Here is a 24,013-nt window from a genome sequence, read left to right as displayed (position 1 = left end):
TGAGGCACCCGGTCTGCACGGGTGAGCAAGGCCCGGGGGTTGGGCCGGGAGCAGGCGGGCAGGTTTGGTATGGCGTACCGACAAGGCCGCCATCTCAACTGATCCACCGCGACAATATGCTTTGTCGCATAAATCCTAAATTATGCGACAGGCGCTTTCGACCCATTTCAGGCAAAGACAGGCTTCGGGCAGGATCTCAGGAGCAGACGTTTAACGCTGACTAGCGTCTACAGCAACGCGACTGAATGCGTCCTTGAGACCAAATTTCAAGTGACCCGAAACCTACGCCGCTCGTTATACTTCGTTTATGGGTCGCGAAACCATATCGCAGACCAGACTTGTGCGAAGTTCCTCTCAAGCCAACTCGCCCAATCTATAGGTAACGGATCAATGCGCCGATGTTGTAATTCGATGTCTGCCGCTTTCCTTAGAGCCTGAATCTGAATGGCAGTGTGGCTATCTGTGACGGGCGATTTTTCGTGTGAGCAGGCGGATATGTGCGAGGAAGAGCCATGCGGTGGCGCTGGTAACGGTGGCTTCGAAATCCTTTGCAAGGCGCCGACATCTGCTGAGCCAGGCGAAGGTTCTCTCTATCACCCAGCGTCGCGGCAGGAGCACGAACCCGCTGGCGGCGTCCGAGCGCTTGACGATCTGTATGGTCCATTTGCCGATTTTGGTGAGCCTCCCTTGAGTTTGGGACCGGCATAGCCGCCATCGGCAAACACATGCCGCAACCAGGGATGCAGGGATTTGACGGATTTGAGCACGTCGGGCGCCCCATCCCGGTCCTGTATGCCGGCATGGTGAACGACGGCGCCGACGAGGTGGCCGATTGTATCCGTGATGATGTGGCGCTTGCGCCCCTTGATCTTCTTTCCGGCATCGAACCCACGCGGCCCGCCGGCTTCGGTAGTCTTGACCGACTGACTGTCGATCACACCGGCTGTGGGCGACGGCCCGCGTCCGGCCACTTCCCGCGCCTGCATGACCAGGACGTGATTGATACGATCGAGGGTGCCATCGCGACAGAAGCGGTAGAAATAGCCCTGCACGGTGGTGAACGGTGCGAATTCCTTCGGGATCTGCCACCTCCGGCGGCATTCCACCTGCTCCGCAGGCGGAACCTTGAGCCGCCTCCGCCACTGGCAGCCGGTCGCCAGCATGTAGAAAATGGCCTCCATAATCCGCCGCAGCGCCACCGTTCGAGGCCGACCTCTATGCGGCAGTGGGGGCATGAACGGCTTGATCAAGGCCCATTCGGCATCGGTAAGGTCACTTGCGTAGCGCAATCCGGCCCGGCAATATCGTTGCCGAGCGATTTCAGTCCAGGTCATCGTCGTCTCCGTCCGTCTTCGCAAACGAACTGAACCACAACCTACTGAAATCGTTCAACTATCTTTTTCGGTCCGGCTCTGAAGCGTCGCCGTGCCTCGTTCGACGGCCAGGTCGATCTCGACCCGGCGAAGCTGATCTTCATCGACGAGACCGGGCTATCGACGAAGATGGCCCGTTTGCGAGGCCGAGCGCCACGCTGCGAGCGCTGCCGGGCCGGCGTGCCGCACGGCCACTGGAAGACGACAACCTTCACCGGCGCGCTACGCCTTTCCGGCATGACGGCGCCCTTCGTCTACGACGGCCCCATGAACGGTGCCGTGTTCCGCGCCTATGTCGAGCAGGTGCGGGTCCCAACCCTGACGCCGGGCGATGTCATGATCATGGACAATTTGCCGGCGCACAAGGCCGCCGGCGTGCGCGACGCGATCGAACAGGCCGGCGCGACGCTCTTGTTCATCCCGCCATACTCGCCGGATTTCAACCCGATTGAAAACGCCTTCTCAAAGCTTAAGGCCATGCTGCGAGCCAAGGCGGAAAGAACGATCAACGCACTCTGGGACACGGTCGGAAAACTCATCGACCAATTCTCACCACGCGAGTGCGCCAACTATTTTAGCGCCGCAGGATATGAACCAGATTAAACTGGACGTGCTCCAGGCCGGCTTCCAGCCTTCAGCGTCGAGAGGCCGACCCGTCGGCTCCGCACCCATCCTGGTCAGTGTGGCGCCCTTCGGCATGGTCCGAAAGCCGAAATAAGAGACCTGTGCGCGGATAGGCGTAGACAGCGGTTCGGGTTGCTGATTCTCTGTTGCCGTTCGGAGATGAAGAGGTTCAGTGGCGCGACGTCGGATTGGCCAAGAACTGCTTGCCATGGCGGGACCAGAACGCGACGCGTCTTCGCTCGACGCGCCGTCAGAACTTATTGATTGGCAGCCGATCTCTGATCTGCTTGGGCCGCTCCATCCGGTAAGGAAAGGTGAACCCGGTTGGCCGCCACTGGCAATCGTCAAGGCACTGCGCCTGGAGATGTGGCACGACCTGTCCGACGTCAAACTCGCCGAAGCTCTCGATGGCCGCGCTTCGTTCCGCTGGTTCTGCGGCTTTGCGCGGTTGGAGACGACGCCCGAGCGGACAGCTTTCGTGCGCTTTCGCCGCCTGCTGGTGGCATGCCGGCTCGATGGTGGATTGTTCGAGGCCATCACTGCGCAGCTGAAAGCGAAGGCGATCACGGTGAAGACCGGCACCCTGGTCGATACGACGATCATTGCTTCTGCAAATAAGGACGATGGCGAAGGACGCTGGGTCAAGCATAAGAGACGACCCGCCATCCACGGCTTCAAAGCCCATGTCGGCGCTGATGCCAGCACGGCGCTGGTCGAGAAAGTCTCGGTGACGCTGGCGAACGTCAATGACGGCCGAGCCGGCGAAAGCGGCGGGCCCAAAAACCAGCCCTCTGTACGGCGAAAGCCAGTATCCCGTATCTCAGGAGGCCGGATCATCCGGCGCATGGCGGCCGATCAGGGAGCGCAGCTCGCGGTCGATTTCAAGCAGTCGCGGATCGTAGCTGTCACGCGGGCGCGGTAGGGTTACTTGAATTGACTGGACGACGCGCGAGGGGCGCGGCGAGAAGACGATGATCCGGTCGGCGAGCCGGATCGCCTCGCGCACATCGTGGGTGACGAAGACAAACGTTGTGTTCTGCTCCCCGGCGATCCGTGAAAGGTCGGCGATCAGCCGGTCTCGCGTCTGCGCGTCAAGGGCGGCGAAGGGCTCGTCCATCAGCATGAACTCGGGTTCGGTGGCAAGCGTGCGGGCGATCGCGATGCGCTGCTTCATGCCGCCGGACAGCGTGCTCGGGTAGGCGTTCTCGAAGCCGGCCAGCCCGAGATGCTGGACGTAATGCTCGGCCCGGGCGCGGATTTCGGCACGGTCGAAGCGGCGCATCATCTCGAGGCCGAACATGATGTTGCCGAGCACGGTGCGCCAGGGAAACAGCACAAAGTCCTGGAAGACGATGCCTCGGTCCGGTCCCGGTCCCGCAACCGGCTTGCCGTGCAGCATCAACTCGCCGCCGCTCACCTTCTCGAAGCCGCCGATCATGTATAGCGTGGTTGACTTGCCGCAGCCGCTCGGGCCGAGCAGCACGGTGAACTCGCCGCGGCGGATCTGGAACGAGACGTCCTCGACGGCGACGACCGGTGGGTTGCCGTCCTGCGGAGTGAAGACCTTGCGGAGATTGCGGGCCTCGACGACAATCGGGCCTGCGGCGAGGCCGGTTTCTTGAACCGGTGTGACGCTTCCGTCCATCGTGCCGAGTCCTCCTTCGGTTTCGTGCGTCCTGGCGTTCATACGACCAGCCCCCAACGCTTAAGTGTGCGGCGTTCGAGCTGCGGGAACAGTATCTTCTCGATAGTGAGCCCGAGGAGCGCGATCAGGATAACGCCGGCATACATCGTTGCCACGTCAAAGAACTGACGGGCCGCGAAGATGGTGACACCAAGCCCTTCACCGTGCTGCGTGATGATCTCGGCGGCGATCACTGCACGCCAAGCATAGCCCATTCCGACGCGCAGCGCCGGCAGCATCTGCACCAGCGCGCTCGGTACAATGATGTGGCAGACGGTCGACCAACGGGTGGCGCCGTAGGAGCGTGCGACCCAGAGCTGACGGGCGGCGACCGAGCGGGCCCCCTGCAGCGCCCCGAGATAGAGCGGAATCCAGGCGGAAAAGATGACCGTGCAGACGATCACCGCCTGGCCCACGCCGAGCCAGAGCGAGAGCACGGGGATCGTCACGATCCCGGGCAGCGGGATCCAGAGTGCCACCAGTGGATTGAGCGCGGCGGCGATGTCGTCGTTCCTTCCGGCGAGCAGACCCAGCGCCGAGGCGGCAAGGAGCGCGATCGCAAAGCCGAGGATGAGGCGGCCGAGTGTAGCGGCCGTGGCGATCGCGAGGATGTGGTGCGGCCCAAGGAAGCCTTTCCAGAGGCTGTGCGCGATCGCGGTCGGGCTCGGGACCGCTGGGTTGTGGACGAGGCCGAACCCGACGAGCATCTGCCAGATTGCGAGCAGTGCAATCAGGATCAGCGGGTTGGAATGGCGCCGGACGAAGCCGGCGAGGCGGCCGCGGCGGGGCGGTTCGCAGGCGGTACCGCGAGCGTGGGCCGGCTGCATCACTGACTGCCTCCCGAGGCAATTACGCCCCAGCGGATCGCCGTGCGACGTTCGGCATGGCGGAACAGGGCTTCGATGCCGAAGCCCAGCAGCGCGATCACGACCATGTAGAGATAGATCGTGCGGGTGTCGAAGAACTGGGCGGCCTGGAAGATGGAGTAACCGAGGCCACCGGACAACGCGGTCAGGCTTTCGGTCGCGATCAGGGAGCGCCAAGCATAGCCCATGCCCATGCGCAGTCCGGCGATCAAGGGTACGGCGATCCCGGGCAGTAGGATGTGGCGGAAGACGTCGACTGGGCGGGTGCCGAAGGAACGGGCGGTCCAGTAGTAGCGCCTGTCGACCAGCTTCACGCCCTCATGGACGTAGACCGCGATAGGCACAAAGGCGGTGAAGATCACGACCGTTACGTCGGTCGCGTTGCCGATGCCGGTGATCAGCATGAGGATCGGCACGATGGCGATAGCCGGTACGGCCATTAGTACGGCGAAGACTGGCTGGAGCAGCTTGCCGGCCGGCGGCCACAGGGCCGAGATTACGCCGAGCGGCACGGCAAGAGCGACGGCGCAGGCGAAGCCGCCGAGCAGGCGGACCATAGTCAGGGTGATGTCGTGTTCGAGCTGGAACGGCACCGCGCCGCCCTGCCCGGCGAGCACGACGGCCTGACGGGCAAGCGTGACCGGCCCGGGCAGCAGCACGGTGGGCACGACGCCGAGACTGGACATGGTCTGCCAGAGGAGAAGGACCGTCCCGACCGAGGCGGCACCAATGCAGATGTTGCGCGAGGGACGCCACCGTCCCCTGGCATGCCCCGCCATGCTGGCTGCACCGGACATGGTTCAGTGCTTTTCCTTGGCCTTGGCCGTAGTGAAGGCGAGGCGCAGCGGCTCGGGGTCGATCAGCTTGCCGAAATCGGGAACTTTCGCGATCTTGTGTTCCCTGACCATGAAATCGCCGACCCTTTCAAGTGCCGCGATATCGGCCTTCGTGATGTGCATGTCGAAGGTCATATGATTGAAGGCGCGAGTGAAGGCGGCGGGGCTGACCGAGGCGCCGCTCTCGCCGGCGACCTTCGCGGCGAGCTTGCCGGCACCGGTCGGGTCCGTCTTGATGAAGCGATACATGTCGATCATCGAGGCGAGGACCCGCACCACGGCGTCGCGATGTTTCTCCACGAAGGCCTTTCGCGCGATGAGGAGCGACGGATCGGAACTGACCTCGCCGAAGCTCTGGATGACCTTGGCAATGCCCTTGGTCACCAGGATCGAGGGAGTCGGCTCCCAGACCAAAGCGGCGTCGATCTGGCCCGAAGCGAGGGCTGACCCCATGTCCCCGGGTTTCATGTTGACGATGAGGAAGTCGCTGTTCTTCCAGCCCTTCTCCTTAAGATAGAGCTCGAAGATGATATAGGCTCCAGAACCGACCGGCATGGCGATGCGCTTGCCCTTGAGGTCGGCGAGCGACTTGTAGGACGCGCCGGGCTTCACCATCAGCTCATGGCGCTGGCCGCCGGAATGGGTGGCGGCGACGATGACGAGTGCGCCGGATGCGTGACCGAAAGCGCTAAGTGCGGGCCCCGATCCGCTGTCGGCTAGATCGGAACGGCCGGAGAGCAATGCCTGCATCGATTGTACCCCCGAGGGCGAGACGGTCCCGGCCACATGCACACCGTAGGGTTCTGCCCAGTTCCTGGCGCGGTAGACGAAATCTTCCGGCACGCGCTGCATCGCGTAGTGAACCGTGGGCAGGCCCGCGCGGGCGAGGCGCGGCAGTATCACGACCGCCGGCGCGGCGACGGCGATCGTCATGGATTTCCGTCGGGAAAGAAGCTGGGTCATGGGACGTTTCCTTGTTCTGGCTTCTGGTGATCCTGTTTCGGATGCGATGCACGGGTTCCTACTGGGCGGCGGAACGGCGTCCTTCCCGCGCGGCGAGGATGTGCCGGGCGGCGGATTCACCGGCCTGGCGGCCGAACACGGCGCCGGAGGTGAGACCCGAGCCGCCAGGGTAGTTGAAAGCGAACAGGCCGCCGACCAGTTCGCCCGCCGCGAACAGGCCGGGGATTGGCACGCCCGCGACATTCTCGACCATCGCTTCGGTATTCACCTTCAGCCCGCCGAAGGTGAAGGTGATGCCGCAGGTGACGGCGTAGGCGACGAAAGGCGGTTCGGCGATCGTGTTGGCCCAGTTCGATTTCGGCACGGCGAGGCCGGCGGTTCCGCGTCCGTCCTTGACGTTCGGATCGAACGTTATGTCCTCGCGCACGGCTTCGTTGAAGGTGGCAACCGTGCGCAGGAAGCCTTCGGCGTTGACCCCCTCCATGCCGGCGGCCAGTTCCTCGAGCGTATCGCCCCTGGCCTTGGTGACCTCGCGGATCCGGTATTCGTCGCGCAGCAGGTGGGAAACCTTCGCGTCGAACACCTGCCAGGCGAACATGCCCGGCTGCATCAGGATCTCGCGGCCGTATTTCGCGTAGGTGTAGTTACGGAAGTCGGCCCCCTCGTCGAGGAAGCGCTCGCCGCGAGCGTTCACCATGATGCCGAATGGGTAGGAGTGTTTCTGGAACTGGTCGCCGATCGCAAGGTCGCCGAAGGCGGGGGCGTTCAGGTCCCAGCCGACCGCGTGGCAGCCGGACCAGTGGCCGGCGGGCATCGCCCCGATCGCGAGGGCGCTGCTGATCCCCTCGCCGTTATTGAAGCGCGTGCCGCGGACTTTCGCGAGGTCCCAGTCCGGGCCGAGATAGCGCGCCCGCATTTCGGCGTTCGATTCGAAGCCGCCACAGGCGAGGATGACGGCGCGGGTGCGGATGGTGCGGCGCCGTCCACCATGTTCGATGCGGACGCCGCAGATACCCTCATCATCGGTCTCGAGCCCGACCATCCGGGTCTCGTAGGCGATGCGGATGCCTGCGCGGCCAGCCGCCGCATACAGCATGTCAATGAGGCCGGGACCGCCGCCGACCACCTCGCAGGCGACGCCGCCCCAGAAGCGGAACTTGCCGTTCACCTTGAAGGCCTGGCGGCCAAGGCTGGGCTGGAAGCGGATGCCCTGCCGGCGCATCCAGGCCAGGGTAGCCCTACTGCGTCGGACCAGCATTTCGGCGAGGTCCGGGTCGCAGCGGTTTTCGGTGACGCGGAACAGGTCGTCGAAGAACCGATCCTCGGTGTAGCGGCCGAAATCGACGTCTCGCCGGTCCGTCTCGCTGAGTTCGTCGATCACTTCGGCATATTCGTCGAGATCGGCATAGGCGAATCGCATCGCGCCGGCGGTGTAGGCCGAGTTGCCGCCGCGTTCGGCCTCTGGCGCGGCCTCGATCACCAGCGGCACAACTCCCGTCTCGGCGGCCGCGAGAGCGGCGCAGATCGCGGCGTTGCCGGCACCGACGACGACGATCTCCGCCTCATTTGGCCATGGCGCGTCCATGTCCCGTTTCCTCTTCTTGTTTTCCGTTCTTGTTTTTTTTCCGGCGCCGCCGCTCGGCGATCAGCCGGTCGAGCGCGGCCGCCTGAGGGGCCGGCAGGTAGTTCTGGCGCAGGCGCAGCAGCGCCGGGCCGAATTCGGCGTCGAGCTCGCGTTCGAAGCGCGCGAAGATCTCGGCGACGTAGATTTCATGGCGGATCAGGCTCTCGGCGAGTGTGACCACCGGCAGGTTGCGCGTGTGCGCGCCGATGCCGCCTTCCGCCGTGTTCACCGTCAGCGCCTCGGCAAAGTCGATCGCGACGGTGACGAGCGTGTAGCCAAGCCCGACCTCGATGCCGTTGTTCTCGTGCATGAAGATCCGGCTGGGCGGGGCAAGCGGATATTCGTCGACCACCGAGGGATCGCCGAAGACGATGAGGACCACCTGCACGCCGCGTTCGGCCGCGGCGAGAAGCGCGGGACGATGGTCGCGCAGCAGGCGTTCGTGCGCCTTGATCCAGACATGCTGGGTCGCGGAAGCGATCATGCCGGCGATCTTGGCGTGGATCGCCTCGGTGCCGCGCAGCGACCAGACATGTTCCTCGCCGTCCGGGCGGTCGATCTCGGCCAGTATTTCGGCGGCGCGGCGGCACTGCGCTTCGAAGCCGGTCTGCATCCGGGGAAACAGCACCTCGGGGCGGACCGGCGCATAGCGCACCGGGTTCTCGGTGACCGGCTGGCAGGCGCCCTTCTTGCTCAGGGTTTCGAGCGCCGCGTAGACGTTGGCGCGCGGCAGGCCGGTCTGCTTGCCAACCTGGTAGGCGGTGACGGGACTTTCGCGGAGAAGGGCAATATAGGCTTGGGCCTCGTAGTCGGTGAAGCCAAGGCTGCGAAGTGGCTCGATCAGGTCGGTCATCGCCGGTGTGGTGTTCGTTCCCATCGCGCCCGTCTCAGGCCATCAGCCGGTAATTGACGGCGCGCCCGATCCCCTGGCGGAGCCCTTCGAGGCGGAGCACCTGGCCGGGAGTGACATTGGCAAGATTGATTTCAGGACCGTAGAGATTCAGCATTTCGGCGTGCTGCTGCGGGAAGCGGTAGGGGTCGGTTTCGATCAGGAGGCTGGCGAACCAGTCCTGCCGCACGAGCGTCCTCATCGCGTCCGCGTCCAGCATGTCGATCTCGCTCTGTTCCACGATCACGTGGGCGACGCCCGCGTCCGTCACGTCGGCCACGAGGCGGCCAAGCTCTTGCACCGTGAAGGCGGCTTCGGGATTCTTGCGCCCGAATTCGTAGATCACTTCGAAGCCGCGGGACTGAAATCGTTCGATGAGCCGAAGCCGCTCGTCGTCATCGAGCGTCACGTAGTTCTCGGAGATTTCGAGCATCGGGATGCCGATGCGTTCGAGCAGCGACAGCATTTCATCGAGCGCACCGCGCTGCCAGGCATATTCGAACAAGATGCCGCCGCTATAGGTCATGATGCCGGCATCGGCGTAGGTGGCAACGATCATCTTCACCGTCGTCTCAGGCATGAGCAGGGAATTGAGCGCGTAGATCTTGGCGTAGTCGATATAGGCGCCGGCGCAGGCGATGAGGTCGTGGATCGCTGCGGGACCGGTCCAGCCGAACGTGTCAGGCCCGAAATCGATCATCGCGGTGATTCCGCGCGCGCGAGGCTTTGGATTATGGCGGGGCAGGGCGAGCTCCATTTCTCAGTCTCCCGCCGGCTTCGCGCCGGAGATGGTGACGACGCGGGCAAGCGCCTCGATTTTCGCCGCGGGAACGTAGAGAACCCCGTCCATGATCGGACGCGCCGTGCGTTCGACCTCGGCTGACCGGATGTGGAACTTTTCGCCCTCAGCCGCGATGTCGGCATTGACGCGAAGCACACCGGCGGGATGGCCGAGCCGGATCGGACCGCCGCGCCAGCCCAGGGCGGATTCGGCGATCACGCTGCCTGCGACTGCGGCGGCGACGGCGGTGCAGATCGACCCGGTGACCGCCAGCGCCTTGTGCGGCCGCTGCATGGACATCTGGCGCACGCAGAGATCGACGTCGCCGGCGCCGACGATCATCCCTTCGGGCGTTTCGTAGTCCTGCGGCGGGGCGACCATGATCACGCGCGGGACGTTAGGGCTCGCCGCGCGGGCGGTCCCGGGTGAGGCGGCGAGGCCAAGCACGGTGGCGGCCCAGCCCCGCACGGCTTCGAGCCGGGCGAGGAGTTCCTCGTCGGCGGCGATGGAGGCTGCACTCTCGGTGCCTTTCCGGCCGAGATCGGACGCGCGGACGAAGACGAAGGGCGTCGCGGCGTCGACCAGCGAGACCGCGGCCGCGACACCGTCGAGGGAGATGCGGTCATACGCGTTACCGGTGGGCAGCAGATGGCCGGAGACCGCGCCAGAGCAGTCGCCGAAATCGAGGCCGATTCGCGCCCCGGTGCCGGGCACGCCCGGAATTGCGCAATCCCCCTCGATCGCGGGCAGCCCGTCCTCGACCGGGATGCGCGCGATGATTACCTGGCCGGTGTTGGTCGCATGGATGCGGACCGTGGTTTCCGGCGCTGTGGGGGGAACGAGGCCGCGTATGATCGCGAACGGGCCGACGCCGGCGAGCATGTTGCCGCAGGTTCCGCCGACGCCGATCTGCGCCGAGTCAAGCGAGACTTGGCAGAATGTGTAGTCGACATCGGCGTCCGGGCGTGTCGACGGCGCGACGATCGCGGCCTTGCTTGTCAACGCATCTGCACCGCCGATGCCGTCGATCTGCCGCATGTCGGGTGAACCGAAGGCGGCGAGCAGCAGAGCGCCGCGCTCGCGCTCGTCCGCGGGCAGGTCCTCGCCGAGAAAGAAGCCGCCGCGACTCGATCCTCCGCGCATGAACAGGCAGCGCAGGGATCTTTGCCGCGGATAGCTGACCCGGATGGGTTCAGGCGGCGCGGAGTGCGGGCTTTCCATCGGCCACCACGGTCATGCCGGGAATGATCGAAGCGTTTTCGAGCGTTTCGATATCCATCAGCGTGCGATTGAGTTCGGTGGCGCGCTCGTCGTCGATGGTGAGAGCGGCCATGCCGATGAACTTGCGTTCCAGCTCCTCGGCGGAGAGCGGGTTGGTCGGCTCACCGCGCGGCTCGGAGGATTCGCGGTGGATTGTCTGCCCGTTCCTGAGCCGGATCTCGATCCTCGCCTGGCGGCCGCCCAGGCCGAATGCCGGCTCGGCGACGAGGGTGACGCGGTGCTGCGCGGCGTCGTGGATTTCGGGCATCTCGAAGCCGGCCCAGTAATCGCGCAGGCCGTTGCTGCCGAGGGCGAGAGCGAGAGCGATGCCAAACTGGGTGCTGCCCATGGCCACATTGAGGTTCGGACAGGGCAGTTTCGAGGCCTGGCGGATCGCCAGCTCGCTCATGTGCACCTTAATCCGTTCAACCTCGGCAAGGCGCGCGCCGTCCTCCCAATAGGCAGCCTGGGCAAGGTCGAGCGGGCCATGCGCATAGCGGCAGGCGGCATGTGGCTTGAAGCCGACTTCCATGATCGCGTGACGGGTGCCCAGCCCCTCGACGAGTTCGGCGGCGTCGAAACGGCTGGTGAAGGCGTTGAGGAAGCCTTCGCGCGATTCAAGCGCCTTGCGCGGGCCGGTGAACCCGCTGCGCGCCATGATCGCGGCCATCATGCCGTTCATCGCCCCCTTGCCGGGGCTGAAAGGCTTGGCCATGCAGGAATCGTCGAGATACGCTTGGATGCCGGCGGACTGCATCGCGGCGAGGCCGATGGCGCAGGCGATCTGTTCCTCGTCGCCGCCGAGCAGTTTCGTCGCCATCGCCGCCGCGCCGAGCAGGGCGACGGTACCGGTGGTATGGTAGCCGCGCTGGCGGTGGCCGGGATTGATCGCCTTGGCGATGCGCACGGCGATTTCGTAGGCGCCAACGACGCCGGCGACGAGCTCTCTGCCCGAGCAGCCGGCAAGCTCGGCACTCGCCATCGCGAGGGATATGATGACCGAGCCGCCCTTGATCAGGCCCGAGCCGTGTGCGTCGTCGAGTTCGACGCCGTGACCTAGCATGGCGTTGCAGAGCACAGCCATCGGCGCCGGCACCTTCAGCCCGTAGCCGGTGACCGTGGCTTCGGGCTTGCCGCCCCAGCCACGCACCAGTTCGACCATGCGGGCGGCGGGTTCGGCGATGGCGGAGGCAGCGATCTGGTTACCCACGCCGTCGCGAATGATTGTCTTCGCCTTGAGGATGACCTCTTCGGGCAGATTCTCGTAGCGCAGGCCAGCGAGATGCCTGGCGTAGCGCATTGTCAATCCGGCGATCCGGCTTTCATCGGCCTGGCGATCAAGCAGTCCCTGGTCCACTTTGTTTCCTCCGCGCAGAACGTCGCTGTAATCACTACTACCAAAATCCGAGAGGCATGCAACCCCTTTATGTCCACCTTTTGTGTGTCGACACATCTGACCTGTCCGCATACGCACCAACGATCCGGTCGCTGCATTCGAGGGGACCGCAATCACTGCGTCTTGAGTAGCAAGTCATCGAGCTACGTATTCGTCAGCTACGGCTTTCAGGATTGCTCGAGTTAACCTCGGCCTATCGGCTAGCTGGATACGAGCGCGTGTCCGCTACGCGTGAACGTCCACTAGGTTCAGCCATTCTCTGGGAGCGCACTGGCGGCTTTGGAGTGGAAAAACTAGGTAAGCTGCCATTGGTGGTCGGCAGTCGCACCAGGAGATGATGGCCCAAGCCGACGTGAAAAACGGGGGGCACGATGCCTGCTGATGGCGGGTGCGTTCTTCCAGGGGACTTTCGTATGCTCTCGGCGCCCAAAATTTTCCAGGATTCCGGCTTGTCCGGCTTTGGGCATGACCTGCAGGATAGCGGACACAGGGGGTTAAGTAGAATTGACTCTGTCTGGGGTTTCCAAAGCGGGAGTCTTGGCAATTCCCGCGAGCGGTATCGGCGCAAAAATCACGAGGTTTCCCGCCAAGATGAACGGCACGCCAAGCAATGCACGCCACGTCCAGGCATAGCTTTCGAGTATGGAGGATAAAACGAGCGCAATGATCGGCGAAATAACCGTGACGTAGGCAGCGTGCGACGGGCCGATCCTGGCAACGAGTGACAGGTAGGCAAAGAAACCAACGATTGACCCGATAAGCACAAGGTAAGCCAGGCCACCCAAATAGGCCGCCGAGACGTGCGGCATGTATCTGTAGCCACCGATGAAGACCACCGAGGCTAGGATCAACGCGCCCCAGCTCATCCCGCGAGCGATTGCATTGGGCAGGTTGGTGCCATCGGCCGTTGCGCGGCGTGAGGCAAGATTTCCCAACGAAAACGAGCAGGTTCCCGCCATGGCCAACAGCACACCCCGGACGTAGTGGGTTCCACCCGGTGCCGTGACTTGGTCTGCGAAGAGTAGCCCCACTCCGGCGATACCTAATACTCCGCCTACCAGAACGCGCCACCCGGGGCGTATTTTATGGAAAAGCCACTGGTTCAGCACGTTGAAGACTGTCGCCATGCTGAAAATGACGGAAACCAACCCGCTCGGAATGTCGTGTTCCGCAGAATAGAAGAGGAGGAAGTTTCCCGAGAAGAGCGTCAGGCCCATCGCCGCGAACCAGAAGTGCTGCCGTGGGCGGACCCGCCTGACTTTCCGGGTCGCCAACAGGATTAACCACGTGCCCGCAGCCGCAAGCGCAAAACGCCAGAAGACCGAGACCACATCCGGCGTGAGACCGAGCTGAAGGTGAATCGCATACCAGGTGAGACCCCACGCGATCGAAACAATTAGGAACAGGAACACCTGCATATGGTCACAACTCCGGAAGCGATTGGCGTATCCCGATCATGGAGCGATCTTGCAGTCCTGTCTGTCAGGCTCGGCCTGCGGTTGTCAGATTCTTGCTGTTTTCTATCAGCCCCGCGTGAGACACTATTGCTGGCGCCGCCGCGCTCTGGTCCTTTGCGTCCAGGGAACGCATTCGCAATGCTCAATCTTGCCGGCCACTCAGTCTACGACCATCTCGCCAACGCAGGCGTGCCGCTTCGAGCTGCCGCCACGTTCGGCGACGGCCTCGCCGGAGCATTGTGGGATCGGAATGAGGACGCGACGGCGCGATACGAAACGCCGAGCCATCACACGCTGAGCCTGTACGTTTCGGGTGGTCTCGCGTTCCGGCGGAGGCTTGGAGAGGCCGCTGTGCCCAGCTTCGGACCGGGGAGCCTCTGCCTCATGCCGCGGGGAGCTTCTTCCGAATGGGAGGTCAGTGGCCCAATCCGCATGCTGCACCTCTACATCTCGCGACAGGCATTCGACCGTGCCGTCGTTGCCACTATCGACGCCGATCCTGATCGAGTGCATCTTCTGGATGTTCCCTATTTCCAGGACCCGGTGATCGAATCGGTCATGCGTCAGGTCGTGTTACCTCTCGACTGGAACGAGCCGTCAGAGCGAGTGGCGATAAGCCATGCCGCACAGACGTTGCTTGCGTATCTCATCAGTCGTTTAACCGAACGCGGGCCTCGGGCGCTGGAAGCCCGGGGCGGACTTTCCCCAGCGGCGCTACGACGCGTATCCGAATTCATCGCAGCCCACCTGGCAGCTCCCCTTTCAGTCATGGATCTTGCGTCCTGTGCTGGGCTCAGTCCCCACCATTTCGCGCGGGCATTCCGCCGATCCACGGGCGAGAGTCCGCACGCGTTCGTGCTTCGCTGCCGGATCGAACGGGCAAAAGAAATTCTCTCGGGCGGCATGGCGGTGAGCGATGTGGCTGCACTTTGTGGCTTCAGCAGTCAGAGCCACTTCACAGCAAGATTTCGCCAGATGACCGGCGTGACGCCCGGGCAATTTGTGCGGGGAATATGAATGTCGGCAGAGTGGCGCCAATGGCCGCCTGGTGTCCGCAATGCGCCCTCCAGAACTGGAAATGCTAATATTGGCTGCTTTAGGCAAGGCCGACCAGATGGGCCGGCGCCCGGAGTTGCCGACGCATCGGCGCCTGCTGAGCTAGGGTTTGTGGGGATTCATCGTGAGTTGATGACGGCTGCGGCGAGGTGGATCATTGGCTGGAAGCTCTGGTCTGTTTTGCAGGCGCGCAGGGCGATGCGTTTGAACTCCTTGAGCTTGCAGAAGAAATTCTCGATCAGATGACGCCATTTGTAGGTTTCGTGGTCGATTTTCAGCTTCAGTGCCCGGGCCGGGTGCTGGGAAATGACGATCCTGGCGCCTCTTTCGTTGAGTTCTGCGACCAGAGCGTTGCTGTCGAATGCCTTGTCTGCGATCAATCCACCGAATTCGACGTTGTCGATCAGTGGCGGGACCTCGATGCTGTCATAGCGATTGCCCGGCATGAGACGAAAGCGCACAAGGTTGCCCAAGGCATCCGTCAGCGCCAGAATTTTGGTTGTCATGCCGCCTTTGGAACGGCCTATGGCCTGGCTTTGAGTCCCCCTTTTGCGCCCTGGCCGTGACGGTGGACCTTGACGATCGTGCCGTCGACCATGGCGTATTCCATATCGGGTTCATCAGATACCGCGTCGAAAATCCGTTTGAAAACATCAGCGCGGCGCCAGTCGTTGAACCGGCGGTAGGCCGTGCTCCAGTTGCCAAACATCGAAGGCAGATCACGCCACGGACTGCCAGTAAGGACAATCCAAAGCACCGCTTCCAGAAACAGCCGATTGTCCCGGCCGCTGCGGTCAGGGTCACTCGCCTTGCCAAGACAATGCGGTTCTATCCTCGCCCATTGGGCGTCCGTCAGTACAAATCGTTCCATTCACAGCGTGAATCACAGCCACGCCCAAATGGGAATCCTAAATCCCCACATGCCCTAGACGACGTCCTCTAAAGGCTGTGGTGATGCGCGGAGAGTAGCCGACGTCAGACGCTTCCCGTGCGTTCAATGACCAGCACGCGCGCTGCCCCAGTCGGTACGGCTCGGTGAGCTTCGCCTTCTTCCGCATAGAAAATGGAACCCGCAGTCAGCCTCAATACCCGTTCTGCTCGGTCCTTTCCGACTTCCATGTCAACTATTCCGTCCAGCACGACAAATATTTCCGGCCCATCGTTGACATGCCAAATATAGGGCTTGTCGGTCCAATGCAGCCGCACGGTGAATCCATCCAATTCAGCAATTGCGATCGCATCCCAAGCCCGCTTACCCGTGAACGTATCTGCCTCGACGATGTTCATCTCCATCTCCTCCTGACGTCCGGGAGATGCTATAGCATCGTGATATGGACAAGATTGCGAAACGTCGTGATTGGCGACACTTCGAAAGTGCGCAATGAACCGATTGGGCAAGCGATTAGACGAGATTGATCGTAAAATCGTCGGCTTCCTGCGGCATGACGCACGCCGCTCGACAGCCTCAATCGCGCGAGCACTCAAACTCTCCCGGACGGCGGTTCGGGCTCGGATCGCCCGCTTGGAAAGCGACGGCATCATCCTGGGCTATTCGGCGGAGTTGGCACCCCATGTGGATGGCGGAATATCGGCCCTGATTACAATTTCGATCGCTGTTCGACCCTGCAGCCTTGTGGTGGATCAACTCCTGTCATGGCCGGTGGTCGAACGAGTTTATTCAATAGCAGGTGATCAGGATGCCGTTCTCGTCGCTTCAGTGGCATCTGCTGCGTCCTTGTCCGACCTGGCGGACAAGCTGCAGGCCCTTCCCGGTGTGCGCAAGGTTCAAACGACCGTAATTCTTTCCGAGCACAAAGCACAAACGTCAGCTCTGCCATAGCCATCGCCCAAAAAGCGAGATTGGTTCGAGCAACGTTCCTTTTACAGTGCCCTTCGTGGGCTTGCCGTTGCCAGCCCCAGATCTGCTGGGTGTCGGCCTCGTCGCTCAGCCGAACAGTGCGCGCAGATGATCATTCAGGAATACACCACCCGGATCCATCTGACGGCGGAGTGCGCGGAAATCTTCGGCCTTGGGGTAGAGGGCGGTGACGTCCTCGGCATCAAGGAAGTGCATCTTGCCCCAGTGCGGTCGCGAATTGTAGCGGCGTAAAATCGCGTCGACATCGCGCAGATAGTCCCAGTAATCGATCCCTGGCCCTCCGGAGACCGACAAAGTAACGCTGTCCTGCTGATGGAACGGGCTCATCCACGCCGGATCGCCCGCGGTGAAGCGAAACTCGATCGGGTAGATGCAGTTTGTGTGTTTGGTCAGCATCAGCTCGCGTACATCACGCAGGGCATCCTTCCCGTGTTCGGCCGGCACTGCGTATTCAAGTTCGTGGAAGTTCGGTACGTATTCGATCGGATAGATATCCGAGCTATAGGCGATGCGCTCGAACGCACCCTCCGTCGGCGGGGCCTCGGTAATGTCCATCACTTTCATCTCGCAGACATCGGCAGTCTTATTCGTGCTGGAAACTGCCGCGGTGTCAGGGAGGCAGTAGAGGTGGCGGCTTTCCGGCACCGGGCACCAGAAGAAGCCGAAATGGCGATGGGTGGCGGCGAGTTCATCGTAGCGCTCCATGCAAGTTTCGAAATCGTCGCGCCAGAGCCTTTCGTGCAGATTGTAGGCCGGCATCGCTTGCAGGGTGATTTCCGAAATCACTCCGAGCGTGCCGACCGCGACCCGCGATGCGTGCAGCATGCCCATGTCACGTTCATCTACGGTGAGGATAGCACCATCCGGCTGCACCAGCCGCATGGCGACAATCTGCGAGGCCATATTCGACAGACGTGCCCCAGTGCCGTGGGTGCCGGTGCAGAGCGCGCCGGCCACCGCTTGGGTGTCAATATCACCCTGGTTGACCAGCGACAGCCCGGCCGCCTTGAGCGCCCGACCCACCTCGCTGATCCGCGTGCCGGCGCTCACCGTGACGCGCTGGCGTTCGGTATCGATGGTTCGGATGCCAGTCATGCCGGCGAGGGTGAGCAGCAGCCCGCCGGTTGCGACGATAGGAGTGAAGGAATGACCCGAGCCAGCGCAGCGGATGTTCAAACCCTGCGCATGGGCTCGGGCCATCATTTCGGCCAGTTCGGCCTCGCTAGCGGGAGCCCCCTTATAGAGCGGCACACAGGATTGGTTGCCGACCCAGTTTCTCCAGAGACCACCTTTTTCGAACGCTGACATGAACACCTTCGCTCAGATCGAGGTAAAACAATTGTCGACGAACAGATGGGCGCCGCTAATGAAGCTCGCCTCAGGGCCAACAAGGAACAAGGCGGCTTGCGCGACCTCCTCCGGTCGGCACATCCGCCCTTGCTGCGCCGCGATCGCCGCCTCAGAAACATCGACGCCGATGCCGGAAAGCAGATCAAGTTCCCGTTCGCCATGAGCTGTTCGAATGAAACCGGGGCAAACCGCGTTGCAGCGGATGTTGCGGTCGCGATATTCCACCGCAATCGCGCGAGCGAACATGTGACAGGCACCCTTGGTGGTATCGTAGAGCACCTCGCCCGGCGTCGCCGCGACCGCCGAGATCGAGGAGGTGCAAACGATGCTACCCCCGCCCGCCGCGATCATCTGCGGCAGCACCGCACGGGTCATCAGGAACATGCTGCGCACGTTGATCGCCATCAGCCGGTCCCATTCTTCGGCCGTAGTGTCGAGAAACGGCTTAACGATCAGGGTACCGGCGTGGTTGAACAGCACGGTGATTGGCCCAAGAGCGTCGCTCACCGTGCCAACGGCGGCTGTAACTGCGGCTTCATCCGACACGTCGGCGGCGGCGAACACCGCTTCATGCCCCGCCTCGCGCAGTGTTGTGGCCAAGGCTTCGCCGTCGCTGCCTGGCAGATCGACGATGCCGATCTTCGCCCCTTCGCTGGCGAACAGCACCGATGCCGCCCGCCCGCAACCTCCTGCACCGCCACTGACGACCGCGATCTTACCAGCCAACCGCCCGCTCATAGCATCCACCCTTTCGTCAGTGTCGGCATGTTCAGTCTCCGCTCCCTTCCAGTGCTTGTTCTTCCAGCGTGATCAGCTGGGCACGCTCGGCGATCTGCTCGCGGCTGATCGGCGGTCCCTGAAAGCGTTTGCGCTCGAAGCCGAACCAGATAACGGTGGTCAGCGCCAGCACGCCAAGGGTTACGGTCAGCGCCTGATTGTTCGGTGGCTGCACACCGACATAGAGCAGCACGGCAGCACCGATGATTGCGAGCACTGCGAACACCGGATAGAGCGGCCCGACATCGAACGGCCCCATCTGCGTCCAGCTGCGCCGGTAGGCGATCAGTCCCGCGACTATTGGCAGTAGATAGGAAATATAGAGGAAGATCACGCAGACCGCCGCGATCGTGGTGTAGACCGGTGCATAGACCGTGAAGCCGATCGAGAGCAAAGAGACCACCCAAATCGCAATCATCGGTGTACGGAAACTGTGGCTCACTTTGCGCAGATAGCGTGAACCGGGCAGCCCGCCGTCACGCGAAAAGGCAAAGACCATGCGACTTGCAGAGGTGACGGTAGCGAGACCGCAGAGGTACTGTGCAATCGCAATAGCGATATAAAGCGGCAACTTCAGCCCGACCGGGATCGCGTGATCCATGATCCAGAAAAACGCGTTACCGCCTTGTGCCGCGGCCTTGTCCATGTTCGGCACCGCAAGAATCACAGCCGAGAGCATGACCCAGCCGAATAAGCCGGACCAGACCACGGAATGGATCATGCCCCGTGGAATCGAGCGAGCGGCGTTAATGGTTTCCTCGGCAGTGTGTGCCGAAGCGTCGAATCCAGTAACGGTGTAAGCCGGCAATAGGAGGCCAAGCAGGAACAGATAGGTGAGGTTGCCGGTGTGCGGCCAGGTACCGCCGCCGGCCTTGCCGCTGTAGTTCGCGAAGGTCCAGAGTCGCGAAAGGTCGAGATGCGGCGCATAGGCGAGCAAGGCGACGGTGAGCGCAATAGCGCTGCCAAAAATCAGATAGCCAGAAAAATCGGTTAGTTTCGAGGTGAGCCTGATCCCGAGATGGTTGACTAATCCTTGGCTTAGCGTGATGCAGCCGACGATTATTGTCTGGGTCAGGATACTGTAGCCGGTCGGGATGCTGGGTGTGAGGGCGGCGGTGTCGATCCCCAGCGCCGGCGCGAGCGCCCCCAGCAAAAACAAATAAGTGCCGACATTGATGGCTGCAAGCACGGTGATCAGCCCGATCAGATTGAACCAGGCGGTTATCCAGCCAAGAAACCGACCGCCGAGCAGCGAACCCCAGTGATACAACCCACCCGCCGTCGGATAGGCCGAGCCGATCTGCCCCATCGCAATCGCGAAAAACAGCGAGAATAGGCAGGAGAGTGGCCAGCCGATACCTATCGAGGCGCCGCCCACGCTTGCAATGCCTTGGCTGAACGAGTTGATGCCGCCGGAGACGATACAAATAATCGAGAAAGATATCGCGAAGTTTTGGAACGTCCGCATTCGGCGGGCAAGTTCTTGAGCATAACCCATTTGGTGCAGCGTCGCTGTATCTTGATCGAGTACGCGGATATCATCGGGTCGTTCGGACATGATCGGTCTCCCAAAATTCGATGAAGGCACCGGGTAAGCTGACGTGAGCACCCCTAAGCGCGCCTCGCTCCTGACGATCTTCCGCTCTTTGAGAGGCGGGTTATGATATGATGAATTTGTGACGTCGCCGGATAAAACTCGCTATATCCCGAAAGGGATACGAGGGCTGCAGGGATCTAGGAGTGACGGATGACCGGATATCCAGATGAACCGGCCGCTAATATGCCGGTGGCACGCGAAGCTGACATGATCGCAGCTGTAATTGGGCGAATCGGGACGCCAGATTTGCTGCTCACGCTTGATCAGGTGCTGAAATCTATCGCGGATTTCGATCTCTCCGTAGTCTTCGGCTATCCCTACGGCGAATGTCCGCGCCTGCTACACAATGGCTATGGTGCACACGCGACACACGAGGCGCTCGATGCCTACCTGCGCGGCGCCTATCTGCTTGATCCGTTCTATACCGCGAGCGTACACGGTCATTCACCCGGACTGTGGCGGATGCGCGAACTCGCACCAGATGATTTTTTCCAGTCGGATTTTTACGGTTCGTCCGAGGTCCACCCTTGTATTTCGCTCGAACCGGGGTCTTTGGTCGAGGAAATCGGATTTCTGGTGCCGCTGCCCTGTGGCTTCACCGCCGCCTATTCGCTGATGCGCAAAACGGGGCGGCCGCCATTCAACGAGGGCGAAATGAGCCGTCTGCGCGCGTTTGAACCTATAGTACGCGAGGCGCTGCGCAGCCATTGGCGGCAACTCGACAGCAGCGCTCCGGTAAGCCCACCCGGCGGCGGCCTGGAAGCGGCTTTCGCTCGATTCGCGCAGGATTATCTGACTTATCAACAGCGCCGGATCGTCCAGCTCATCCTGCGCGGCCACAGCACGCTCTCGATCAGCACAATTATTGGCAGCACCGAAGGCACCGTCAAAATTCATCGGAAAAATATCTATCGGCGGCTCGGAATTTCGAGCCAAAGTGAATTGTTTGGCTGTTTCATCAAGAGCTTATTCGGCGATGAGCGGTCATGTCCGGATTCCATTTCTGGGCGATCCGACTGCCCGCCGGCGACGAGTTTTCGGAGATGAGCGATCCGGCAAGTGGGGCTCCAAGTGCGTAGAGGATATCGGGTTGAGCGGACCAGGCGGTCGAGCCGGGTGACCATTGATGGTATCATCGGCCTCCAGCCCGTCGATCACCTTGCGGAGCTGGACGCCGTCGGTCCTGGCGTCGCGTCGCTAGCAGTTTCCTAGAAGACCTTCCCGCCGCCGGCGGCTTTCAGATGGGTGACCTGGGCGACCACGCTCTGCCCATCGGTGGAGACCCGGGCATACGCATAAATCATGCAGGAACTATGGATTGGCCCGCCCCCGATGAGTGGCCAGAGTTGAAGTTTGGCCGAACGCATTCAAGCGCCTGCCTGAATCGGAGTGGCGGCTGTGTGGCAAAGAGCGTGCGGCGGATACTTTACGGGAGGGCTGTATTCAGGAGCAAGTTAAGGTGGTTGCGGGGATATGAAACCACCGAGAGTTGATGCTCGTATGCTGCCGAGCACGACGAGAAACTCTCGTTGGCGATGGGCATGAGCGTCAAGGCCGGTGACAGGTCCTATGGTGCGCGTGGAGTGATGTACGTGAAGAGGGCCTGGTCTGCGGCCAGCACCGTGTTGAGCGGCTGATGCTCGAGAACGGCTTCCCGGCGCGCCCGAAGCGCCGCGCCTAGGCGAAGGACAAAGGCGAGCGCGCGATGATCCCGACAACATCCTTGATCGGGAGTTCTCCGCCGCCCGGCCAACCTAAAAATGGCAGGTCCGCTTCATTTATATTTGGGCCACCGCAGGATGACTGTACGTGGCCGTGGTTCATTGTCTCTTCTCCAGACGCATCATCGGCTGGTCGATGAAGACAGAGCGCGACGCTGCGCTGGTCATAGATGCGTTGAGGATGGCCGTCTGGCGCCGCGGCAATACTTCTTCATCGAGATCGGCTATGTCACCCTCATGGAGTTTAAGGCCCAGGCTATGCAAATTTATTGCCCATAAAATCGGCAGCAGCTCAGTCGGACTCGGTAGCCGCGCCGGACGTCCGGCGGAAGGGTAGTGTGATTTCCTATGGACCGTTTCGTAATTCGGTAGAGGCAAAGAACGGGATCAACGCTCTTATTCGGAAGAAATTTGGCTTTGCCCGCACGACAAAAATGGGAATCGTCTGGCAGGAAGGCGATGCGTGCACCATGCTCCAGCCAGCGTTGCCCCATCCTAGCTGCTATTCAGAAATGATGGTGGAGGAGGTCGGTCACGCCCGGAAAACGCCGTCGATCGGCTCGATGGCCTGGTGGATACAACCGACACCGTGGTTGCCTGTATGGCGCTCGAGGCCTTTACTACGGCGATTGCTGTTGTGGTGGGAGTGGTTGCGGATATCGCCGTCGGGGCGGGAGCCATATGCCTGATCACGTTTCTGGGCGTGGAGGCATTGGATGCGATTGCCTTTCTGGCTGCAGACGGGGCCATGACAATACCGGAAGCCAGAGATAGATTGACCGGCGGTAATCGTGCTGAACAGCCAGTCAAGAGTCATGCACTCTATAATCCCATCGAGACGTGGGGACCGGTGATTGCTTTGCCCGCGGGTGGCCGAAGCGTTTATCGGCGCCGAGGGCGGTGCGGCACTTCGCGATTCCTGTGCGTTCCTGAAAAGGAGCGTTCACGAAATGCGAGAGTCTCTGGTCGAGGTCAGGCGGGATTTCAACCGGCTGAGGCTGATGAGCGCGCCCGGTGACGGCCTGTCGCTGGTCAATGACGTGGTCAACTGGCACGACATAAAGGACGGTGTCATGGGCGATGTCGACGCGATTGGCATGTGGCTTTATTCGGGTGCCGGGCGGATTGCCGCAGGTGTGGCGCCGCAGCTATCCACACCCTATGCGGCGGAACGGTTCAGCGGAGCTGACCGGATGCACGGCGATCCGAAGGTAAGGATACACAGCTCGGTACGGATCACCATGCATCTGATCGGCGGGACGCATGTCAGGTCGAAAAAGGCCGAACGATGAGAGATCCTCGGCCTGGCCCGGCTTCATCGTTCGGAGAGCGGCAGTGGGAGGCACGCTTGTTCGGAGGATATCTGTTCTTTGCCGTCGCGTGTTCCGCGTTCACGTTCATGACAGGATCGATTCTGATTTTTCGCGGCAGCATCCATTTTGACGGCGACCTTATAACCATCGGCTGTGTCAGCGGCGGTATTCTGGCCATGGTCTTCGCCTATTTCGGGGCGCTTCGAAAGCACATGATCGTAATTCCCATCCTGAAATGATGGACGATCATCACGCTGCCCCTTCAGATCATCGTGTTTCTGGTGGCGCTGCGAGCAATGTTTCATTACGGCTTCTATAATCCAGATCATCAGGAGTTCGACAGCGGTTTGGCCGCTATCCTTTCGCTGATCGGTTTGTTTTTCGGGGTGTACGGAGTGGTCCGCGGGGCGCGGCATCGCTGGTTCGGGCATGTGCTTCAGCGAGATTATCTTCGGTGAGGCGCCGCTTTGGGAGTTCGGTGGGGCCGATCGGACGTGAGGCAATCCGAAGGAGAAGACACACAGTACGACGCTGTACGTGGCGGTAGAGAAGTAGGCCACGTAGCGG

Annotated in this window: 23 protein-coding genes and 2 pseudogenes; 7 read left to right on the top strand and 18 right to left on the bottom strand. The window is 61.9% G+C overall.

Translation table 11 applies throughout. The features are described 5' to 3' along the window. Positions 1–456: 456 nt before the first annotated feature. A protein-coding gene (locus tag APM_RS00735; RefSeq protein ID WP_138919130.1) for an IS5 family transposase occupies positions 457–1,334 on the bottom strand; the annotation gives its coding sequence in 2 pieces (ribosomal slippage) (positions 457–689 and positions 689–1,334; 879 coding nt in all). Positions 1,335–1,412: 78 nt separating this feature from the next. On the opposite strand from APM_RS00735, the pseudogene APM_RS00730 reads away from it, so the two are divergent. Then, positions 1,413–1,976, top strand: a pseudogene (locus tag APM_RS00730) (IS630 family transposase); the annotation flags it as partial. A gap of 229 nt (positions 1,977–2,205) precedes the next feature. Next, on the top strand, positions 2,206–2,919 hold the full coding sequence (locus APM_RS20085; protein ID WP_241763083.1) for a transposase: 714 nt from the start codon (positions 2,206–2,208) through the stop codon (positions 2,917–2,919). Here the strand turns inward: APM_RS20085 and APM_RS00720 are convergent. The 10 genes from APM_RS00720 to APM_RS00675 all read right to left on the bottom strand — a co-directional run bounded on the left by APM_RS00720 (position 2,818) and on the right by APM_RS00675 (position 13,714). Beyond that, a complete protein-coding gene (locus tag APM_RS00720) occupies positions 2,818–3,684 on the bottom strand; it encodes an ABC transporter ATP-binding protein (RefSeq protein WP_083818641.1) in 867 nt (288 codons plus the stop codon). The two genes, APM_RS20085 and APM_RS00720, sit on opposite strands and share 102 nt — an antisense overlap. After that, on the bottom strand, positions 3,681–4,508 hold the full coding sequence (locus tag APM_RS00715) for an ABC transporter permease (protein ID WP_007421436.1): 828 nt from the start codon (positions 4,506–4,508) through the stop codon (positions 3,681–3,683). Before APM_RS00715 ends, APM_RS00720 begins: the two co-directional genes overlap by 4 nt. Further along, the gene (locus APM_RS00710; RefSeq protein WP_007421435.1) at positions 4,508–5,344 is read right to left on the bottom strand and encodes an ABC transporter permease; all 837 of its coding nucleotides are present in this window, start codon (positions 5,342–5,344) and stop codon (positions 4,508–4,510) included. Before APM_RS00710 ends, APM_RS00715 begins: the two co-directional genes overlap by 1 nt. 3 nt (positions 5,345–5,347) lie before the next feature. Continuing rightward, positions 5,348–6,346, bottom strand: a complete 999-nt coding sequence (locus APM_RS00705; RefSeq protein ID WP_007421434.1) for an ABC transporter substrate-binding protein — start codon at positions 6,344–6,346, stop codon at positions 5,348–5,350. Positions 6,347–6,404: 58 nt separating this feature from the next. Further along, on the bottom strand, positions 6,405–7,931 hold the full coding sequence (tcuA, locus tag APM_RS00700; RefSeq protein ID WP_007421433.1) for an FAD-dependent tricarballylate dehydrogenase TcuA: 1,527 nt from the start codon (positions 7,929–7,931) through the stop codon (positions 6,405–6,407). Further along, positions 7,909–8,847, bottom strand: a complete 939-nt coding sequence (locus tag APM_RS00695; RefSeq protein ID WP_007421432.1) for a TrmB family transcriptional regulator — start codon at positions 8,845–8,847, stop codon at positions 7,909–7,911. Before APM_RS00695 ends, tcuA begins: the two co-directional genes overlap by 23 nt. 10 nt (positions 8,848–8,857) lie before the next feature. Then, a complete protein-coding gene (locus APM_RS00690; RefSeq protein WP_007421431.1) occupies positions 8,858–9,616 on the bottom strand; it encodes a phosphosulfolactate synthase in 759 nt (252 codons plus the stop codon). 3 nt (positions 9,617–9,619) lie between these two features. Next, positions 9,620–10,861 (bottom strand): 2-methylaconitate cis-trans isomerase PrpF family protein, encoded by a 1,242-nt coding sequence (locus APM_RS00685; protein WP_007421430.1) that lies wholly within the window; start codon positions 10,859–10,861, stop codon positions 9,620–9,622. Continuing rightward, complete coding sequence (locus APM_RS00680; protein ID WP_007421429.1) at positions 10,833–12,257, bottom strand: MmgE/PrpD family protein; 1,425 nt, start codon at positions 12,255–12,257, stop codon at positions 10,833–10,835. Before APM_RS00680 ends, APM_RS00685 begins: the two co-directional genes overlap by 29 nt. Before the next feature lie 533 nt (positions 12,258–12,790). Beyond that, positions 12,791–13,714, bottom strand: a complete 924-nt coding sequence (locus APM_RS00675; protein ID WP_007421428.1) for a DMT family transporter — start codon at positions 13,712–13,714, stop codon at positions 12,791–12,793. Positions 13,715–13,891: 177 nt separating this feature from the next. On the opposite strand from APM_RS00675, the gene APM_RS00670 reads away from it, so the two are divergent. Further along, positions 13,892–14,770 (top strand): AraC family transcriptional regulator, encoded by an 879-nt coding sequence (locus tag APM_RS00670; protein WP_007421427.1) that lies wholly within the window; start codon positions 13,892–13,894, stop codon positions 14,768–14,770. 158 nt (positions 14,771–14,928) lie between these two features. Here the strand turns inward: APM_RS00670 and APM_RS20080 are convergent. Continuing rightward, positions 14,929–15,680, bottom strand: a protein-coding gene (locus APM_RS20080; RefSeq protein ID WP_138919129.1) for an IS5 family transposase whose coding sequence is annotated in 2 segments (ribosomal slippage) — positions 14,929–15,350 and positions 15,350–15,680 — 753 coding nt in all. Because the reading frame shifts where the segments join, the coding sequence is not laid out codon by codon here. 104 nt (positions 15,681–15,784) lie between these two features. Then, a complete protein-coding gene (locus APM_RS00655; protein WP_007421424.1) occupies positions 15,785–16,096 on the bottom strand; it encodes a cupin domain-containing protein in 312 nt (103 codons plus the stop codon). A gap of 94 nt (positions 16,097–16,190) precedes the next feature. Between APM_RS00655 and APM_RS20075 the strand changes: the two genes are divergently transcribed. Continuing rightward, positions 16,191–16,649 (top strand): Lrp/AsnC family transcriptional regulator, encoded by a 459-nt coding sequence (locus tag APM_RS20075; RefSeq protein ID WP_083818640.1) that lies wholly within the window; start codon positions 16,191–16,193, stop codon positions 16,647–16,649. A 105-nt stretch (positions 16,650–16,754) separates the two neighbouring features. Here the strand turns inward: APM_RS20075 and APM_RS00650 are convergent, their stop codons facing one another. From APM_RS00650 to APM_RS00640, 3 genes are read right to left on the bottom strand one after another with little or no spacing between them, the layout of a single operon-like run. Next, complete coding sequence (locus tag APM_RS00650; protein WP_039887380.1) at positions 16,755–17,996, bottom strand: D-arabinono-1,4-lactone oxidase; 1,242 nt, start codon at positions 17,994–17,996, stop codon at positions 16,755–16,757. 12 nt (positions 17,997–18,008) lie between these two features. Then, complete coding sequence (locus APM_RS00645; RefSeq protein ID WP_240314230.1) at positions 18,009–18,764, bottom strand: SDR family NAD(P)-dependent oxidoreductase; 756 nt, start codon at positions 18,762–18,764, stop codon at positions 18,009–18,011. 43 nt (positions 18,765–18,807) lie between these two features. Continuing rightward, positions 18,808–20,373, bottom strand: coding sequence for an APC family permease (locus APM_RS00640; RefSeq protein WP_035186525.1), 1,566 nt, complete (start codon positions 20,371–20,373; stop codon positions 18,808–18,810). A gap of 189 nt (positions 20,374–20,562) precedes the next feature. Between APM_RS00640 and APM_RS00635 the strand changes: the two genes are divergently transcribed. Further along, positions 20,563–21,459: a LuxR family transcriptional regulator gene (locus APM_RS00635; RefSeq protein WP_007421419.1), complete on the top strand. Its 897-nt coding sequence runs from the start codon at positions 20,563–20,565 to the stop codon at positions 21,457–21,459. Positions 21,460–22,215: 756 nt separating this feature from the next. Further along, positions 22,216–22,332: pseudogene (locus APM_RS22485) on the top strand (IS3 family transposase); the annotation flags it as partial. A gap of 333 nt (positions 22,333–22,665) precedes the next feature. Here the strand turns inward: APM_RS22485 and APM_RS21250 are convergent. Further along, positions 22,666–22,950, bottom strand: a complete 285-nt coding sequence (locus tag APM_RS21250) for a hypothetical protein (RefSeq protein WP_138919128.1) — start codon at positions 22,948–22,950, stop codon at positions 22,666–22,668. A gap of 133 nt (positions 22,951–23,083) precedes the next feature. On the opposite strand from APM_RS21250, the gene APM_RS00625 reads away from it, so the two are divergent. Next, the gene (locus APM_RS00625) at positions 23,084–23,425 is read left to right on the top strand and encodes a hypothetical protein (protein ID WP_138919127.1); all 342 of its coding nucleotides are present in this window, start codon (positions 23,084–23,086) and stop codon (positions 23,423–23,425) included. A 23-nt stretch (positions 23,426–23,448) separates the two neighbouring features. On the opposite strand, the gene APM_RS21245 is transcribed toward APM_RS00625, so the two are convergent. Further along, positions 23,449–23,877, bottom strand: a complete 429-nt coding sequence (locus APM_RS21245; protein ID WP_138919126.1) for a hypothetical protein — start codon at positions 23,875–23,877, stop codon at positions 23,449–23,451. Positions 23,878–24,013: the final 136 nt, after the last annotated feature.

The sequence above is a fragment of the Acidiphilium sp. PM genome, assembly GCF_000219295.1.
Taxonomy (GTDB): domain Bacteria; phylum Pseudomonadota; class Alphaproteobacteria; order Acetobacterales; family Acetobacteraceae; genus Acidiphilium; species Acidiphilium multivorum.
This window is presented reverse-complemented; position numbering and strand designations above follow the sequence as displayed.

Coding starts and splice junctions, on each gene's coding strand:
- APM_RS20085 (WP_241763083.1), top strand. CDS start 2,206: ATGGCGGGACCAGAACGCGACGCGTCTTCGCTCGACGCGCCGTCAGAA.
- APM_RS00720 (WP_083818641.1), bottom strand. CDS start 3,684: ATGAACGCCAGGACGCACGAAACCGAAGGAGGACTCGGCACGATGGAC.
- APM_RS00715 (WP_007421436.1), bottom strand. CDS start 4,508: ATGCAGCCGGCCCACGCTCGCGGTACCGCCTGCGAACCGCCCCGCCGC.
- APM_RS00710 (WP_007421435.1), bottom strand. CDS start 5,344: ATGTCCGGTGCAGCCAGCATGGCGGGGCATGCCAGGGGACGGTGGCGT.
- APM_RS00705 (WP_007421434.1), bottom strand. CDS start 6,346: ATGACCCAGCTTCTTTCCCGACGGAAATCCATGACGATCGCCGTCGCC.
- tcuA (WP_007421433.1), bottom strand. CDS start 7,931: ATGGACGCGCCATGGCCAAATGAGGCGGAGATCGTCGTCGTCGGTGCC.
- APM_RS00695 (WP_007421432.1), bottom strand. CDS start 8,847: ATGGGAACGAACACCACACCGGCGATGACCGACCTGATCGAGCCACTT.
- APM_RS00690 (WP_007421431.1), bottom strand. CDS start 9,616: ATGGAGCTCGCCCTGCCCCGCCATAATCCAAAGCCTCGCGCGCGCGGA.
- APM_RS00685 (WP_007421430.1), bottom strand. CDS start 10,861: ATGGAAAGCCCGCACTCCGCGCCGCCTGAACCCATCCGGGTCAGCTAT.
- APM_RS00675 (WP_007421428.1), bottom strand. CDS start 13,714: ATGCAGGTGTTCCTGTTCCTAATTGTTTCGATCGCGTGGGGTCTCACC.
- APM_RS00670 (WP_007421427.1), top strand. CDS start 13,892: ATGCTCAATCTTGCCGGCCACTCAGTCTACGACCATCTCGCCAACGCA.
- APM_RS00655 (WP_007421424.1), bottom strand. CDS start 16,096: ATGAACATCGTCGAGGCAGATACGTTCACGGGTAAGCGGGCTTGGGAT.
- APM_RS20075 (WP_083818640.1), top strand. CDS start 16,191: ATGAACCGATTGGGCAAGCGATTAGACGAGATTGATCGTAAAATCGTC.
- APM_RS00650 (WP_039887380.1), bottom strand. CDS start 17,996: ATGTCAGCGTTCGAAAAAGGTGGTCTCTGGAGAAACTGGGTCGGCAAC.
- APM_RS00640 (WP_035186525.1), bottom strand. CDS start 20,373: ATGTCCGAACGACCCGATGATATCCGCGTACTCGATCAAGATACAGCG.
- APM_RS00635 (WP_007421419.1), top strand. CDS start 20,563: ATGACCGGATATCCAGATGAACCGGCCGCTAATATGCCGGTGGCACGC.
- APM_RS21250 (WP_138919128.1), bottom strand. CDS start 22,950: ATGACTCTTGACTGGCTGTTCAGCACGATTACCGCCGGTCAATCTATC.
- APM_RS00625 (WP_138919127.1), top strand. CDS start 23,084: ATGCGAGAGTCTCTGGTCGAGGTCAGGCGGGATTTCAACCGGCTGAGG.
- APM_RS21245 (WP_138919126.1), bottom strand. CDS start 23,877: ATGCCCGAACCAGCGATGCCGCGCCCCGCGGACCACTCCGTACACCCC.